Annotated in this window: 14 protein-coding genes; 8 read left to right on the plus strand and 6 right to left on the minus strand. The window is 61.0% G+C overall.

Annotated elements, in window-relative coordinates; all coding sequences use genetic code 11:
• Positions 1-161 precede the first annotated feature (161 nt).
• From pyrC to Q1A07_RS04480, 3 genes are read left to right on the plus strand one after another with little or no spacing between them, the layout of a single operon-like run.
• Entirely contained in the window at positions 162-1,445 is a 1,284-nt protein-coding gene (pyrC, locus tag Q1A07_RS04470) for a dihydroorotase (RefSeq protein WP_299778175.1), read from the plus strand.
• On the plus strand, positions 1,445-2,053 hold the full coding sequence (gene plsY / locus Q1A07_RS04475; protein WP_299778177.1) for a glycerol-3-phosphate 1-O-acyltransferase PlsY: 609 nt from the start codon (positions 1,445-1,447) through the stop codon (positions 2,051-2,053). Before pyrC ends, plsY begins: the two co-directional genes overlap by 1 nt.
• Positions 2,037-2,330 (plus strand): hypothetical protein, encoded by a 294-nt coding sequence (locus tag Q1A07_RS04480; protein WP_299778179.1) that lies wholly within the window; start codon positions 2,037-2,039, stop codon positions 2,328-2,330. Before plsY ends, Q1A07_RS04480 begins: the two co-directional genes overlap by 17 nt.
• On the opposite strand, the gene Q1A07_RS04485 is transcribed toward Q1A07_RS04480, so the two are convergent.
• Positions 2,315-2,701 (minus strand): ectoine synthase, encoded by a 387-nt coding sequence (locus Q1A07_RS04485; protein ID WP_299778181.1) that lies wholly within the window; start codon positions 2,699-2,701, stop codon positions 2,315-2,317. The genes Q1A07_RS04480 and Q1A07_RS04485 overlap by 16 nt on opposite strands.
• A 73-nt stretch (positions 2,702-2,774) precedes the next feature.
• On the opposite strand from Q1A07_RS04485, the gene Q1A07_RS04490 reads away from it, so the two are divergent.
• From Q1A07_RS04490 to Q1A07_RS04500, 3 genes are read left to right on the plus strand one after another with little or no spacing between them, the layout of a single operon-like run.
• Positions 2,775-3,713 (plus strand): aldo/keto reductase, encoded by a 939-nt coding sequence (locus Q1A07_RS04490; protein ID WP_299778183.1) that lies wholly within the window; start codon positions 2,775-2,777, stop codon positions 3,711-3,713.
• On the plus strand, positions 3,710-4,780 hold the full coding sequence (locus tag Q1A07_RS04495) for an FAD-binding oxidoreductase (RefSeq protein WP_299778185.1): 1,071 nt from the start codon (positions 3,710-3,712) through the stop codon (positions 4,778-4,780). Before Q1A07_RS04490 ends, Q1A07_RS04495 begins: the two co-directional genes overlap by 4 nt.
• Positions 4,777-5,427: a DUF938 domain-containing protein gene (locus tag Q1A07_RS04500; RefSeq protein WP_299778187.1), complete on the plus strand. Its 651-nt coding sequence runs from the start codon at positions 4,777-4,779 to the stop codon at positions 5,425-5,427. The genes Q1A07_RS04495 and Q1A07_RS04500 overlap by 4 nt, the downstream gene beginning before the upstream one ends.
• A gap of 3 nt (positions 5,428-5,430) precedes the next feature.
• Here Q1A07_RS04500 and Q1A07_RS04505 read toward each other — a convergent pair whose 3' ends face one another.
• The 5 genes from Q1A07_RS04505 to Q1A07_RS04525 all read right to left on the minus strand — a co-directional run bounded on the left by Q1A07_RS04505 (position 5,431) and on the right by Q1A07_RS04525 (position 13,608).
• Positions 5,431-7,923, minus strand: a complete 2,493-nt coding sequence (locus Q1A07_RS04505) for an FAD-dependent oxidoreductase (RefSeq protein WP_299778189.1) — start codon at positions 7,921-7,923, stop codon at positions 5,431-5,433.
• 114 nt (positions 7,924-8,037) lie between these two features.
• Positions 8,038-8,994, minus strand: a complete 957-nt coding sequence (locus Q1A07_RS04510) for a hypothetical protein (RefSeq protein WP_299778191.1) — start codon at positions 8,992-8,994, stop codon at positions 8,038-8,040.
• Between the two features lie 398 nt (positions 8,995-9,392).
• On the minus strand, positions 9,393-10,790 hold the full coding sequence (locus Q1A07_RS04515) for an FAD-linked oxidase C-terminal domain-containing protein (protein ID WP_299778193.1): 1,398 nt from the start codon (positions 10,788-10,790) through the stop codon (positions 9,393-9,395).
• Positions 10,791-10,815: 25 nt separating this feature from the next.
• Positions 10,816-12,594, minus strand: coding sequence for a gamma-glutamyltransferase (gene ggt, locus Q1A07_RS04520; protein ID WP_299778195.1), 1,779 nt, complete (start codon positions 12,592-12,594; stop codon positions 10,816-10,818).
• 27 nt (positions 12,595-12,621) lie between these two features.
• Positions 12,622-13,608 (minus strand): D-glycerate dehydrogenase, encoded by a 987-nt coding sequence (locus Q1A07_RS04525; RefSeq protein WP_299778197.1) that lies wholly within the window; start codon positions 13,606-13,608, stop codon positions 12,622-12,624.
• A gap of 169 nt (positions 13,609-13,777) precedes the next feature.
• On the opposite strand from Q1A07_RS04525, the gene Q1A07_RS04530 reads away from it, so the two are divergent.
• Both Q1A07_RS04530 and Q1A07_RS04535 read left to right on the plus strand, forming a co-directional pair.
• Positions 13,778-14,230, plus strand: coding sequence for an SH3 domain-containing protein (locus tag Q1A07_RS04530; RefSeq protein WP_299779170.1), 453 nt, complete (start codon positions 13,778-13,780; stop codon positions 14,228-14,230).
• 89 nt (positions 14,231-14,319) lie between these two features.
• Positions 14,320-15,312 carry an NADPH:quinone reductase gene (locus Q1A07_RS04535; protein ID WP_299778199.1) on the plus strand — a complete coding sequence of 331 codons (993 nt, stop codon included), beginning with the start codon at positions 14,320-14,322 and terminating at the stop codon, positions 15,310-15,312.
• Positions 15,313-15,367: the final 55 nt, after the last annotated feature.

Below are 15,367 nucleotides of genomic sequence, written 5' to 3' on the forward strand. Positions count from 1 at the left end.
CGCGGAAGACATGAAGGAACCCAAAGACCCCAAGATGTCCGGGCGCATTGCTATGATTACCCTGCTGATCGCTTTCGGCATCGTCGGCCTGATGTTCTGGGTGGGGACATGAACCACTATCAGCTGACCGCCCCCGCGATGCCCGCGCAAAGGATGCCCAGATGACGAAACTGACATTCCTGAACGCCCGCCTTGTCGACCCGGAGAAAGACGAGATCGTCATCGGTGGCCTTGTTGTCGAGGATGGGCGCATTACCAGGCATCTGCCCAAGGATGCGCCGCGGCTGACATCTGGTCGCGTCATTGATTGCGATCTGAAATACCTCGCCCCCGGCATTGTCGATCTGGGTGTGAAAGTCTGCGAACCGGGAGACCGGCACAAGGAAAGCTACCGCTCCGCCGGGCTTGCAGCAGCGGCTGGCGGCGTGACCACGATGATCACACGCCCCGACACAGATCCGGCCATCGACAGCCCGGAAACGTTGGAGTTCGTCACAAGACGTGCCAATGAGGCTTCCCCGGTGAACGTGCTGCCGATGGCCGCGCTGACCAAGGGACGCGCGGGGCGCGAAATGACGGAAATCGGTTTTCTGATGGATGCCGGTGCCGTGGCTTTCACCGATTGTGACCGGGTTGTCACCGACACCAAGGTGTTCTCTCGTGCGCTCACCTATGCCAGCGGCCTTGGTGCGCTGGTCGTCGCGCACCCGCAGGACCCGGGGTTGAGCAACGGCGCCGCTGCCACCTCCGGCAAGTTTGCCTCATTGCGCGGCCTGCCCGCGGTCTCTCCGATGGCAGAGCGCATGGGGCTGGATCGCGACATCGCGCTGATCGAAATGACGGGCGCACGGTACCACGCAGACCAGATCACCTGCGCCCGTGCCTTGCCCGCACTGGAACGCGCAAAGGCCAACGGCCTCGACATCACGGCGGGCACGTCGATCCACCACCTGACGCTGAACGCGCTGGACGTTGCTGACTACCGGACCTTTTTCAAACTCAAGCCACCGTTGCGGGATGAACAGGACCGGTTGGCCGTGGCCGAGGCGGTGAAATCCGGGCTGATTGACGTGATCTCCTCCATGCACACGCCGCAGGATGAGGAGAGCAAGCGCCTGCCCTTCGAAGAGGCGGCCTCTGGCGCCGTGGCGCTTGAAACGCTGTTACCAGCGGCGATGCGACTTTACCATGCGGGCCTGATTGATTTGCCCACCCTATGGCGGGCCATGTCGCTGAACCCTGCAAAACGCCTCGGGCTGGATAGCGGTCGGCTCGCCATTGGCGCTCCTGCGGACCTTGTCCTCTTCGATCCCAATACCCCCTTCCTGATGGACCGTGCAACGCTGCGCTCGAAATCCCGCAACACGCCGTTTGACGGCGCGCGGATGCAGGGTAAGGTCCTCTCCACTTATGTGGCTGGCACCTGCGTGTACGAGAGGACCTGATGCCCATCATCGAACATTCCGCACCAATCCTCCTGCTCTGGGCGATGATTGGTTATCTCATGGGCTCGATCCCCTTTGGCATGGTGCTGACCCGCCTTATGGGTCTGGGCAACCTGCGCAACATCGGGTCCGGCAACATTGGTGCCACCAATGTGCTGCGCACCGGAAACAAGACCGCCGCCGCGCTGACCGTGCTGCTCGACGGGGGCAAGGGGCTGGCGGCTGTGCTGTTGGCCCGCGCGTTCGGAGGCGAGGACACCGCACAGGTTGCCGGGCTGATGGCCATGATCGGGCATTGTTACCCGGTCTGGCTTCGATTTGCCGGCGGCAAGGGTGTTGCCACCTTCTTGGGCATTCTGCTGGCGCTGAGCTGGCCGGTTGGTGTCGGCTGCTGTCTTGCGTGGCTTGCAGGTGCCTTACTGTCGCGCATTTCGTCGATGGGCGCGCTTTTTGCTGCAGCGGCCAGCACCCCCCTGATGATTTTTACCGGCCTGCCGGGCGGTCTGTTTCTGGGCATTGCACTGACGCTGGTCATTTTCTGGCGGCACCGGGCAAATATCTCCCGCATCCGCGCCGGAACCGAGCCGACCATTGGCCAGAAAACCTGAGCAGCCCTCTCCCGAAGCCTTTGAGAAAGCCCTTAAGGCCCTGCCAAACGGCACCTTCACCGGGTGGTCTCAGCACCGCCGATACATCGTGACAAAGACCACATTCTGCGGCGGTAAATCGGTCAAGCTGGCGGCGGAAGAAATGGGTGGCACCGATTACATCAGCCTGAATTTTTATCGTCTGCAAGGCGGCGCTCGCCTATTCCCCTGCGAAATGAGCGCGCGCAAGGTCATCGATTTTGTGCTGACGTTTCATCCAGATCAGGATGGCGCGTAACTGCCGTCTGGGCCGTGCACTTCATCCCCTTGCAACGCGGGCGAGAAGACGCACATGAGGTGCAGAGGATCGGGGCCCTCGACCCGCACCTCATGACGCTCATGCCTGTTGGGCGCGTAAAGCACACCCGGTTTGATATGATGCACCATACCGGTTTTGACCTCAGTCACAGTGCCCGCACCACCAACGCAATAACAGGCCTCGATATGGTTCTTGTACTGCAGCGCGAGAACGGCGCCCGGCAGCACCTTGGTTTCTGTCATCGAAAACCCCATACCGTCGGACTTCACCAAAAGCCGCAGACTGGTCCAGCCCGGACCCGACGCATCCCGCGTTGTCCCGACAAGGTCCGATTTTTCTGTGACGATCATGCCAGAAACTCCCGCGCGTGTTACACTGGATTGAATATTGCACGGCGCCGCTGACCGTGCCACTTCTGATCCCATGACAAAGCACCTCACCAGCCCCGATGGCACTCCAGCCAGCCGCCTTGCCTTTGGCACCATGCAATTCGGAGGCCGCGCGGATGCGGCAGCCTCTCGCGCGATGTTCGATGCCTCCATCGCCGCAGGCATCACCCATTTCGACACAGCCTATGTTTACAATGATGGCGCGTCTGAGGAGCTATTGGGCGCCATGCTGGGCGCAGAGCGCGACCGCCTGATCATCGCGACCAAGGCTGCTTACACCGGCGGCGGATCAAAAAAGAACATCCAGGACAGTTTCGCCATTTCGCGCCAACGCCTGAACATGGACATGGTCGATATCCTCTATATGCACCGGTTCGACCCCGACACGGACCTGCATGAGAGCATGGAGGCCATGGCCGAACTGAAATCGCAGGGGTTGATCCGCTATGTCGGTGTGTCGAACTTTGCAGCGTGGCAAGTGGTCAAGGCGATTGGGATTGCCGCGAAATTCGATATGACCATCGACATTCTGCAACCGATGTACAATCTGGTGAAACGTCAGGCAGAGGTGGAAATCCTGCCGATGTGCGCCGATCAGGGTGTGGCCTGCGCGCCTTATTCGCCTCTGGGCGGCGGCTTGCTGACCGGCAAATATGGCGCTGGCGGTGCCGGGCGTTTGACCGAAGATGACCGCTATGCCGCGCGTTACGGGCTGGACTGGATGCATCAAGCCGCTGTTGGCTTGGGCGAGGTTGCCGCCGATGTGAGCGTCGATGCCGCGACGCTCGCTGTCGCCTGGGCAGCCGCCCACCCGATGGGGCCGACACCGATCATCTCTGCCCGGTCCGTCGAACAGCTTCACCCATCGCTGGCCGCCATGGATTATGACATGAGCCCGGAGGTCTATGCGCGGCTTGCCGCATTGAGCCCGACGCCCCCACCAGCAACGGACCGCATCGAAGAACAGGAATGACAGATATTCTGGTGATCGGCGGTGGGGTGGCCGGCCTGAGTGCCGCCGCCGCCTTGTCCGAGGCCGCCCATGTCACCGTGTTGGAAGCGGAAGCCTCCATTGGCTACCATGCATCAGGCCGGTCGGCAGCGTTGATCGAACAGAACTACGGCGCGCCCAGCGTGCAGGTGCTGAACCGGGCCAGTGTGGACACATTGTCAGGGGGCGGTTATCTCAGTCCACGCGGTTTGATGATCGTCGCGCAGGCACATGAGCGCGAAGCCTATGAGAGCGACATCGCAACGCTCGGGACCACGCCCATTGACCTCGCAGAGGCGCGTGACTTTGTGCCCGTTCTCGACCCGGAAAAACTCGCCTTCGCCGCCTATCATGCGGACGCGCAGGACATCGACACCGACCGCATGCTGCAGGACTTCGCCCGCACCGTGCGTCGGAATGGGGGGACGGTTGAAACCGGCTGCCGCGTGGACAGCATGCGCTTCCATCAAGGGATGTGGACCGCACGCTGTGGCGACAGGGATTTTCATGCGGCGATGCTGGTCAATGCGGCAGGTGCCTGGGCGGATCAGATGGCTGAACTAGCCGGGATCGCGCCATTGGGGATCATACCACACCGCCGGTCCATGGCACGCATTCCCGCACCCGGCGGGCATGAGGTGCGCAACTGGCCCATGTTCTTTGGCGTCGGAGAAAGCTGGTACGCAAAGCCGGACGCGGGCTTTCTGTTGGTTTCGCCTGCCGATGAGGACCCGGTCGAGCCCCATGATGCCTGGGCCGAAGATATGACGCTGGCGCAAGGCCTGGCACTTTATGAAGAGATGGTGACCGAACCTGTGACCCGCCTGCAATCCAGTTGGGCGGGGCTGCGCAGTTTCGCACCAGACCGTACGCTGGTGCTGGGACGCGACGCAGTGCAACCGGCATTCGTCTGGTGTGCGGGCCAGGGTGGCTATGGGTTCCAGACGGCACCTGCCGCCGCACAACTGCTGGCGGATGAGGTTTTGGGCCGCCCGACGGCGCTGGACCCGGAGATCGTGGCCGCGCTGTCGCCCCGGCGGTTTCAATGACCGCACGCCTACCCAAAACCGCAAGTGTCGCGACCGCTGCAGAAGGCGCAAAGCTACATGCGCCGTCAGCCGCCCGGAATACCGATTTTCTCTGTGATCTGCTGAAAGAACACGCCCCGTCTTCAGGTCAGGCGCTGGAGATTGCCAGCGGCACCGGTCAACACATCGTGGCCTTCGCCAAGACTTTACCGGGCGTGACGTGGCAGCCCACCGAAGTGGAGGAGGCCCGGCGGGCTAGTATCGACGCATACCGGGCAGAGGCGAACCTTCCCAACCTGCGCCCTGACCGTCTGCTGGATGCAACACGGCCCGACTGGCACAGGGCTGGACCACCGGTTGATCTGATCGTGCTGGTCAATCTACTGCACCTGATCAGCGGTACGGCCACACAGACGCTCTTGCACGAAGCCTTGGCAGCGTTGCGCGTGGGCGGACGGTTTATCCTCTATGGGCCGTTCAAACGCGCCGGCGCTTTGACCAGCCCCGGAGATATTCGTTTCGATGCGGACCTGCGCGCGGCTGATCCAACCATCGGCTACAAGGATGATCTCGACATAGTACGGCGGCTCACGACCGCTGGCGCCGCCTCTGTGCAACGGATCGACATGCCCGCCAACAACCTCGCTTTCGTTGCCACCAAAGGCTAGCACCTACCCGTCGACGCGAATGCGCTCGTTTCTGGGGTCATAGGGGCTGTCTTCCACTACCTCAGCGGTCCACAGCTGGTTCAGCATTTTCACCTGCAATCTGGTGCCCGGAACCGCAAGATCAGGTGTGACATAGCCCATGCCGATGCTCTTGCCGAACGCGACCGAATAGCCGCCCGAGGTCAACCGCCCCACGCGTGTCTCGCCATCGTAGAGCACCTCGCGCCCCCAGGGGTCGGCGTCCTCAGGACCATCAATCAACAGGGTCACGCATTTGGAGCGCACGCCGATCTCTTCCAGTTTTGCCTTGCCGTGAAATTCCTTTGACAGGTCAACAAAGCGTGGCAGATCCGCTTCGAGCGGCGTTGCGTCCCGCCCCAGTTCAGTGCCAAAGGCGCGATAGGATTTCTCTTGCCGCAACCAGTTCTGCGCCCGCGCGCCAACCAGTTTCATTCCGTGTTTTTCGCCGGCCTTTTCCAGTTGATCAAACAGATAGTTCTGCATCTCGATCGGGTGATGCAACTCCCATCCCAGCTCACCGGTGTAGGCCACGCGGATCGCGCGCACCGGGCACATGCCCAGTTCGATGTCGCGATATGACAACCACGGGAACCGTTTGTTCGACAGGACGGTTTGAGGGTCGGCGTCCTTCACCAGTTCGTTCAACACATCGCGTGACTTTGGCCCGGCGATGGCGAACACACCCCATTGCGTGGTCACGTCCTGCGCGTTGATGCGCCCGAACTCGGGCTCCTTTTCCATGATCGCCTTGTAGAGGTAATCCTGATCATAGGCGTGCCACGCGCCCGCGGAGACAAGATAGTAGTCATCCTCTGCCAGCCGCACGATGGTGTATTCGGTGCGCGTGGTCCCCGCGGCGGTCAAGGCGTATGTCAGGTTGATCCGCCCAACCTTGGGCAGCTTGTTCGTGGTGAACCAATCGAGAAAGGCCGTGGCGCCGGGCCCGCTGATGCGGTGCTTGGTGAAGGCGGTAGCATCGACGAGGCCAACCCCTTCGCGGATCGCCCGGGCCTCTTCCACCGCGTACTGCCACCAGCCACCGCGCCGGAAAGAGCGCGCGTCGTGGTCGTCAAAACCCTCCGGTGCAAAATAGTTCGGGCGTTCCCATCCGTTAACCTGCCCGAATTGCGCCCCGCGTGCGGCCTGACGGTCATAGGCCGGTGACGTCCGCAGGGGCCGACAGGCGGGCCGTTCCTCATCCGGGTGGTGCAGAATATAGACGTGTTCGTAGCACTCTTCGTTCTTGCGCGCGGCATATTCGGTCGTCATCCAATCGCCGTAGCGCTTGGGATCCAGCGAGGCCATGTCGATCTCGGCCTCGCCCTCGACCATCATCTGCGCCAGGTAATATCCGGTACCCCCTGCCGCCGTGATGCCGAAAGAGAACCCTTCTGCGAGCCACATGTTATCGAGCCCGGGTGCGGGGCCGACCAGTGGATTGCCATCTGGTGTGTAGCAGATCGGACCGTTGAAATCATCCTTCAAGCCGCTGTCCTCGCAGGACGGGATGCGGTGGATCATGGCAAGGTACTGCTCTTCGATCCGCTCCAGATCAAGCTGGAAGAGGTCCGCGCGGAAGCTGTCCGGCACGCCGTATTCAAAACAGGCAGGCGCGTTTTTCTCGTAAACGCCGAGAATCCAGCCCCCGCGCTCTTCGCGCACATAAGACTGCGCATCGGCATCCCGGATCACCGGATGCTCCACACTGCCCTCTGCCCGGAACTTGACCAGGTCCGGGTCCTGATCCATGACGATGAACTGATGCTCCACCGGGATCGCGGGGATCTTGATGCCCAGCATCTTGGCCGTGCGTTGCGCGTGGTTGCCCGAGGCGGTCACAACATGCTCCGCCGTGATCACGATCTGGTCGTCAGAGGGGACAAGATTGCCGCCCTTTTCGACCATTTTTGTGGCCGTCACCTCCCAATGGGTGCCGTTCCAATGGAACGCATCCGCCTGCCATTTGCGTTCGATCATCACGCCGCGCTGACGGGCCCCCTTGGCCATCGCCATGGTCACATCGGCAGGGTTAATATAGCCATCGGTGTGGTGATAAAGCGCGCCTTTGAGGTCAGAGGTATTGATGAGCGGCCACTTCGCCTTGATCTCGTCAGGCGTCATCCATTGATAGGGCACACCGCAGGTCTCGGCGGTGGAGGCGTAAAGCATGTATTCATCCATACGCGCCTGTGTCTGCGCCATACGGAGGTTACCCACCACCGCAAAGCCCGCGTTCAGCCCGGTCTCTTCCTCCAGCGTCTTGTAGAAACGGATCGAATAGTCGTGAATGTGGGTCGTCGCATATGACATGTTGAAATACGGCAGCAAACCCGCCGCATGCCAAGTGGAGCCGGAGGTCAGTTCATCGCGCTCGAGCAGCATCACATCCTCCCATCCCGCGCGGGCGAGATGATAGGCAATTGATGTCCCGACGGCGCCGCCGCCGACGACAAGGGCTTTTACTTGGCATTTCATAGTGCGGAGCTCCGGGTAGGATTGACACCGCAACCATGCCAAGCGCACGGAAATGTGGGTGGAGATGCTTCGACCTTTATACAGGCGAAAACGACATTTCTGTAAAAGCGGGCCTTAGTCGACCGCCGTCGTGGAGGCAATCCACGGTCCAAATTTCGGTAGCCGTGGCGCCATGTGCTTGTCGCGGCCGCGCAAAGAGCCTGCTCCGAAGGTGAACCGAACACCCAATGTGAAAACCCGGTCGTTCAATATCTCGATGTTGCCCAACGGTGTGTTCGTCTCTTCCGTGTCCCAGAAGTCGACACCGGCGTAAACAGCACCTCTGGCAGACCCTATAATAGGCCGCTTGAACTGATGTTCCAATTCAATACCGGCAATCCGAGACCAGGTAGGATCAGGATTCAAATCATCCGAATCCTGATGACCATCGGCAAGCCCAATCCGCGCGCTCAACCGTGTGTGCCCATTGTTGAAGTAGTAGGCCCCAGATACACTAATGATGGTTGCATCATTAATGGTTTCTTCATCGTCCGCATCGACCTCCAATCGCCCAAGCTGCGCCCCAATGCTCCAGCGGTCATTCACCCAGGCAGTCTCAATGCCCCAGACGGTGAAATCACCGTCGTCGAATGCGCTGACCGGGGTGAATTCGATGTCACCCGCCACAGCAAATGCGCCAAAGTAGGCCGGACCATCTACCAGACCAAGCTGCACGGCCCTGGAGTTGCTGTATCTGAATGTATCGTCAGTCAGATTACCGGAAGGTAGCGTGTCTGGAGCATCGCTGCGACTGCGGTCCAAGCTGAACTGCACCCGACCTCGCTTTGCAAAAGGCAGTGCCAGACGCGCGGCCACATCAAAGCGATCAAACTCAGGAGCTTCGACTGTCGGTGCCAACCCGTTCCCGGATCGGCCGTAGTCGCTATGCGAAATGTCCAATTCGCCCATAATTGGCCTGGGTTCGGCATTTTGCGCCGAAACCCCGAGAGGCAACACCATCAAGACGGCAGAAAGAGGGGGGAAACGCATTTCAGGAAACTCCAAATTGGTAACTTGGTACCAAAACACCATTACATGTAAATTATGTCAAGGAATGCGTGACCTGCTCTTTTCGTTTCGCCTGTCATTGTGTTCTGTCTGCCCTTCAGGGAGGTGCATCCGTGGTTTCAGCCAGCAGACAAGTCCGGCAGTTGGTCCGCGCTGTTTACCGACTCTCGCTGAACGGACACAGCAGCTGGCCTACCTCGGGTGATCGATTCCGCCGAAAACCAGATGCAAGACCACGCACCGCACATCGCGCGGTGACTTTGGCCGGCGTTCTGGCGACACGAGCGCCCAAAAGGGATCATGGGATGAGAGTGTCTTGTGCGGCCCGACCATCGCGAGCTAAAGACGCAGATGCCGCAGATATTGACGAAGTTTCTTCTTTGATTACTCAGCGGCACCGTCAGAAATGCGCCGCGGCACCGTCAAAGAATTTTACCTGGGTTCATGATGTTCTGAGGATCCAGCGCCTGTTTGATCGCGCCCATCACCTCAGTGGCCTCTCCGATTTCCTTCACGAGGTAGGGCCGCTTGCCCTGACCGATGCCATGTTCACCGGTACAGGTGCCGTCCATCGAAATCGCAAGATCATTGAGCCAACTGACAAATCCTGCGGCCCTTTCCAGCTCATCGGCATCCGACATGTCCACCAGCAGTGACACGTGAAAATTACCATCCCCTGCGTGTCCCAGGATCGGCGCAATCAGGCCAAGCTCTGACACGCGCCGCTGTGCTTTGCCCACGCAATCGGCCAGACACGAAATTGGCACACAGACGTCCGTGGCGATCCCCTGTGACCCCGGTCGGTACTGCAGCATCGCCCAATAGGCATCATGGCGGGCTTGCCAGAGCTTGTTGCGCTCCTCTGTCGTGGTGGTTGCCTGATACCCGACGCCACCCTGCTCCTCCGCCAGCGCCCCGAAAATCTCTGCCTGCTCGACAACGCTGGCATCGGTTCCGTGGAATTCAAGCAGCAGCAGCGGCGTTTCGGGCAAATCGAGTTTGGAATAGGCGTTCACCGCCTTGACCGTCGTGTCATCCAGCAATTCGATCCGCGCAACCGGCAAGCCATATTGGATCACGGACATGACCGTCCGACAGGCGGCATCAACCGACGGAAAAGAGCAGCTTGCAGAGCTGATCGCCTCCGGGATGCCCTGCAATTGCAGGGTGATCTCTGTGATCAGGCACAAGGTACCTTCAGAACCCACCAGCAGCCGCGTCAGGTCATACCCGGCAGAAGACTTGCGCGCGCGCGTGCCGGTCCGAATGATCCGACCATCCGCCATGACCGCCTCAACCGCCAGCACATTGTCTTTCATCGTGCCATAACGCACCGCATTGGTCCCGGAGGCGTTGGTTGCTGCCATCCCGCCCAGCGATGCATTGGCCCCCGGATCGATCGGGAAGAACAAGCCCTGGTCGCGTAAATGCGTGTTCAGCGCTTCGCGCGTGACACCGGGTTGCACCCGGCAGTCGAGGTCACCCGCGTTTACTTCCAGCACGCGGTCCAGCTGGCTGACGTCGATGCATATGCCTCCCGCCGGTGCATTCACATGGCCTTCCAGCGAGGTGCCAGTGCCATAAGGGATCACCGGGACGCGGTGCTGCGCACAGGTTTTGACGATCTCCGACACCTCCTGCGTCGAAGCGGGGAAGACAACGGCATCGGGGGGCTGGTTCTCGATCCAGGTCGTGGTGTGTCCGTGCTGTTCGCGGATTGCGGCACCGGTCTGGAACCGTTCGCCAAACTGCTGTTTGAGCACACCCAACGCCGTCTCGATCCCCGTGTCATTGCGCGGCAAGCTTGCGTGTTTAACCATGGTCAGCCTCCCCTCTCCGCCCGGGTCACTGCCCGAGCGCGATCCCTTCACGACGCGGGTCCGCACCACCCTGCAGACCGTCCCCAATAGCAATCGCGTGTAGGCCGGAGGTCAGTGCCCTGCTGCCAACCTCATACCCCAGAGCTGTCAAGGGCTCTGTCAAAGCCTCTGCCGAGGTGCCTTCTTCCACGTCATACTTGCCGAACCGGTTGACGGCATGTGGCACCGCAACGGCCTGTTGTACGTCCAGGCCCCAGTCGAGATAGGCAATGATGCTTTGCGCAACATAGCCGATGATGCGGCTGCCGCCGGGGCTGCCAATGGCCAGTACCGGCGCGCCATCTTTCATCACGATGGTCGGCGCCATGGAGGAGCGCGGTCGCTTGCCGGGCTCGACCCGGTTGGCCACCGGCACGCCATCCACATGGCTGCGGAAGGAAAAGTCGGTCAGCTCGTTGTTCAGCAGAAAGCCCCGTACCATCAGTCGGCTGCCAAAGCCATTTTCGATGGTTGTGGTCATGGAGGCGACGTTGCCCGCCGCATCCACGATCACGAAATGCGATGTCGACGGCAGTTCGATAGAGGCGTCATCCGCCCAATTCAGCGCGTGATCGAACTCAGGCGCACCAGGGCTGACTTCTGGCAAGGCGTCATCGCCTGCAAGCAACTTCGCGCGCTCGGCCAGATAGGTCTGATCCACCAGACCCTCTGTGGGCACCGGCACAAAATCGCTGTCGGCCATGTAGCGCCCGCGGTCCGCAAAAGCGAGCCGCGCGGCATCGCCCATGAGACGACGCACTTCCACGTCATCCGGCCCGGCAGAGAGGTCATAGGCATCAAGCATGCCAAGAATCTGACCGACGGTCAGCGCCCCCGAAGAGGGCGGTCCCATGCCGCAGACATCATGCGCACGGTAGCTCACACAGACGGGTGCGCGTTCTTTGACCGCGTAAATGCCCAGATCAACGGTGGACAGAACCCCCGGGTTGCCTTCGGCCTGCTGCACGGTTGCGACGATGTCGGCAGCGATGTCACCGGTGTAGAAGGCGCGCGCGCCGTTATCGGCCATGGCCTGAAGCGTTTCGGCATAGGCAGGGTTTTTCAGCAGGTCGCCTGCGGCCAGAGGTGTCCCACCCGGCAGGAAGTAGTCGGCTGTCGTGCCAAACCGCCCCAGCCGTTCCGCATCCCCTTCGATCAACCCGGCAAGGCGCGGTGAGACGTCGAACCCTTCTTCGGCCCGTTCAATTGCCGGCGCCAAAAGGTCCGCCCATTCCAGCGCGCCCCATCGCACATGCACTTCTTCCATCAAGGCAGGCGTTCCGGGGGTGCCCACGGACAGCCCGCCAACAACGGCATCAAAAAAGCCAAGCGGCTCCCCGTCGCCATCCTGAAACAGGCGGGGTGTCGCCGCCAATGGGGCCGTTTCGCGACCATCAAGGGTCGTCAATGTTCCGGTTGCGGCGTCGAAATAGACCAGAAAGGCACCGCCCCCCAGGCCGGAGGATTGCGGCTCTACCAGCCCGAGCATCGCCTGCACGGCAACCAGCGCGTCCGCCGCCGTACCGCCCTTGGCCAGCACATCCGCCCCGGCCTTCACGGCCCATGGATTGGCCGCAGCCACCATCCAGTTGTCAGCCTCAACAGGCTGTCCTGCAAATTTCGCCTCCAGCGCCGCGGCAACTTCAGGCGAGATCGCCTGAAAAGCCCCCTGTGTGGCGGCTTCGGGCTGAACCGCGTCCGCAGCCTGCTGGGCATGCGCCGCCGTGGCGGCAAGAAAGGCAAGTCCTGTCAGTAAGTATCGCATGGTCTCTCCAATCTGGTGGCTAAGATATCAAAGCATTGACGGAATGACCTGGTCCGGTGGTCGATGACCATCGTCGAAGGTCTTGATATTGATGATGACTTTCTCACCCATCTCGATCCGCCCTTCGCGCGTGGCGGACCCCATATGCGGCAGCAGCACCACATTGCCCAACTGGCGCAGACGGGGGTTCACATGGGTGCCGCGTTCATAGACGTCGAGACCGGCACCGGCGATCTCGCCCGCCCGTAACATACGGGTCAGCGCGCTTTCGTCGATCACCTCACCGCGCGAGGTGTTCACGATCACAGCCTCTGGTTTCATCAGTTTGAGCCGCCGCGCGTTCATCAGATGGAAGGTGGAAGGCGTTGCAGGGCAATTGATGGACACCACATCCATGCGCGCCACCATCTGGTCCAGGCTGTCCCAATAGGTGGCCTCCAGCTCCTGCTCTACTTCCGGACGCAGACGGCGGCGATTGTGGTAGTGCACCTGCATCCCGAAGGCGGCAGCCCGGCGCGCCACGGCCTGCCCGATCCGCCCCATGCCAAGAATGCCCAGCCGGCGGCCCGCGACCCGCCCACCCAAAAAGGCGGTAGGGGCCCAGCCGTCCCAGTCGCCCGACTGCATCACGCTCAACCCTTCCGGCATCCGGCGTAAAACCGCCAGCATCAGCGCCATGGTCATATCCGCCGTGTCATCGGTCAGAACACCCGGTGTGTTGGACACCAGCACACCGCGTTGGCGGGCCGTTGCCACGTCGATATGGTCCACCCCTGCACCGTAATTCGCAATCAGCTTCAGACGGTCGCCCGCCTGTGTGATCAGGGCAGAATCGATCTCGTCCGTCACCGTGGGCACCAATACGTCCGCAGCCTTCATCGCCTTGGCGAGATCCGCCCGGCTCATCGGGGCATCATCGTCGCGCAGGGTCACGTCAAACAGCTCTGACAGGCGGGTTTCCACCACCTCCGGTAACCGTCGCGTAACGACAACACTCAGCTTTGGCTTTGACATTTCGAGCCTCCCCGGACTTGGCGCACCAGCCTGTTTTGTGCCATGGTGGCCGAGATGGCGACGGGGCACAAGAACCTCGCGTCAGCAAACGGACAATTTACGAATAACAGGCAGTGTCATGACCAAATACCTCCTTGCAGCCCTTGTCGGGGCCTTGTCCCTTGCCTGTATGGGCACGCCCGGCATCGCGCGAGACACAGGGCCCGTGACCAACCTGCCGCTGCCGCGATTTGTGTCGATGAAAGCCTCCGAAGGGAATGCGCGCCGCGGTCCGTCCCTGACCCACCGGATCGACTGGGTATTCAAGCATCGCGATATGCCCTTGCAGATCACCGCAGAGCACGGCCATTGGCGGCGGGTCGAGGATCGCGAAGGTCAGGGCGGGTGGATTCACTATTCACTGCTTTCGGGAGTACGGACGGTGATCGTGGAAAAAGACATGCTGCCGCTACATATGCGCCCGGATGCGGAAACGCCCGTCACTGTAGCTCTCGAAGCCGGTGTCATCGCCCGACTGGGCAAATGCGGCCCGGAATGGTGCCAACTCAAATCAGGAGGCTATCGTGGTTGGGCACCCAAATCGCGCCTCTGGGGCGTCAAGCCGGATGAAATTCGGGACTAATGGCGTGATCTGATTTTACATCGTATGGCTTGTACCTAACGCGCGCAAAGCTAGGGTGGCGGAAAACTGGACTGTTTGGAGCCCGCGCGATGCGTATGATCAGCTATGAGAATTTTGGCAAGGCATCCGACGTCTTGCACCTGTCGGACCAGGATCTGCCAGCTCCACGAAGGGGCGAGGTATGCGTAGAGCTGGCCTATTCGGGGGTGAACCCCTCAGACGTGAAGGCCCGCGCTGGTTCCCGCCCCGGCGTAACCAAACCGCCGTTTCCGCAGATTGTGCCGCACAGCGACGGCGCAGGCGTCATCTCCGCCGTGGGCCCGGGCGTGGATTCCGCTCGGATCGGCGAACGGGTGTGGATATGGAACGGGCAATGGCAACGTGCCTTTGGCACAGCCGCCAGCCACATCGTGCTGCCCGACGAACAGGCTGTGGCCTTACCGGACAGTGTCAGTTTAGAGACCGGCGCAATCCTTGGCATTCCAGGCCTGACGGCGGCACACACCGTGTTTGGCGGCGGTGAGATTACCGGGCAGACCGTCGTCATTCACGGCGGAGCGGGCACTGTTGGATACCTCGCCATCCAGCTCGCAAAGTGGGGCGGCGCCAAGGTCATAACCACCGCCCGCGGTGCCGGAATGGCGCGCTGTGCATCCGCCGGGGCAGATGTTGTTCTGGACTACAAAGCAGACGATCTAGCCGATCAGATATTGGCGGCCAACAATGGGGACCTGGTGACGCGGATCATCGAAGTGGAGTTCGGCCAGAATATTGCAACGGACACCGCGGTCATTGCGCCAAATGGGACCATCGCCGCTTATGGGTCAGCGCTGAACATGACCCCCAGCCTTCCGTTCTATCCTCTGCTGTTCAAAGCCGTAACGATTGACATCGTGCTGATCTATCTGCTTCGTAAGACCGAACGGATACGCGCGATCGACAAGCTGCACAGCGCCCTCGCTGACGGGGCTCTGGACTGCCCAGTGCAGAAAGTCTTTGGCCTCAAGGACGCTGCTTTGGCACATGAAGCCGTTGAAGCAGGTGGGCGCGCCGGTGCAGTTCTGATCAACGTCGCAGGGTGATACCGTGCGAAGTCAGCTATCAGCACGCCGCATAGTATAGTCCAGACGCGGTTGT

This window comes from uncultured Roseobacter sp., from assembly GCF_947492555.1.
Classification (GTDB): Bacteria; Pseudomonadota; Alphaproteobacteria; order Rhodobacterales; family Rhodobacteraceae; genus Roseobacter.

What these genes read in the sequence shown, in the direction of transcription:
- pyrC (WP_299778175.1), top strand. Translation starts at nt 162, where the DNA reads ATGACGAAACTGACATTCCTGAACGCCCGCCTTGTCGACCCGGAGAAA.
- plsY (WP_299778177.1), top strand. Translation starts at nt 1,445, where the DNA reads ATGCCCATCATCGAACATTCCGCACCAATCCTCCTGCTCTGGGCGATG.
- Q1A07_RS04485 (WP_299778181.1), bottom strand. Translation starts at nt 2,701, where the DNA reads ATGATCGTCACAGAAAAATCGGACCTTGTCGGGACAACGCGGGATGCG.
- Q1A07_RS04490 (WP_299778183.1), top strand. Translation starts at nt 2,775, where the DNA reads ATGACAAAGCACCTCACCAGCCCCGATGGCACTCCAGCCAGCCGCCTT.
- Q1A07_RS04495 (WP_299778185.1), top strand. Translation starts at nt 3,710, where the DNA reads ATGACAGATATTCTGGTGATCGGCGGTGGGGTGGCCGGCCTGAGTGCC.
- Q1A07_RS04500 (WP_299778187.1), top strand. Translation starts at nt 4,777, where the DNA reads ATGACCGCACGCCTACCCAAAACCGCAAGTGTCGCGACCGCTGCAGAA.
- Q1A07_RS04505 (WP_299778189.1), bottom strand. Translation starts at nt 7,923, where the DNA reads ATGAAATGCCAAGTAAAAGCCCTTGTCGTCGGCGGCGGCGCCGTCGGG.
- Q1A07_RS04510 (WP_299778191.1), bottom strand. Translation starts at nt 8,994, where the DNA reads ATGGTGTTTTGGTACCAAGTTACCAATTTGGAGTTTCCTGAAATGCGT.
- Q1A07_RS04515 (WP_299778193.1), bottom strand. Translation starts at nt 10,790, where the DNA reads ATGGTTAAACACGCAAGCTTGCCGCGCAATGACACGGGGATCGAGACG.
- ggt (WP_299778195.1), bottom strand. Translation starts at nt 12,594, where the DNA reads ATGCGATACTTACTGACAGGACTTGCCTTTCTTGCCGCCACGGCGGCG.
- Q1A07_RS04525 (WP_299778197.1), bottom strand. Translation starts at nt 13,608, where the DNA reads ATGTCAAAGCCAAAGCTGAGTGTTGTCGTTACGCGACGGTTACCGGAG.
- Q1A07_RS04530 (WP_299779170.1), top strand. Translation starts at nt 13,778, where the DNA reads ATGGGCACGCCCGGCATCGCGCGAGACACAGGGCCCGTGACCAACCTG.
- Q1A07_RS04535 (WP_299778199.1), top strand. Translation starts at nt 14,320, where the DNA reads ATGCGTATGATCAGCTATGAGAATTTTGGCAAGGCATCCGACGTCTTG.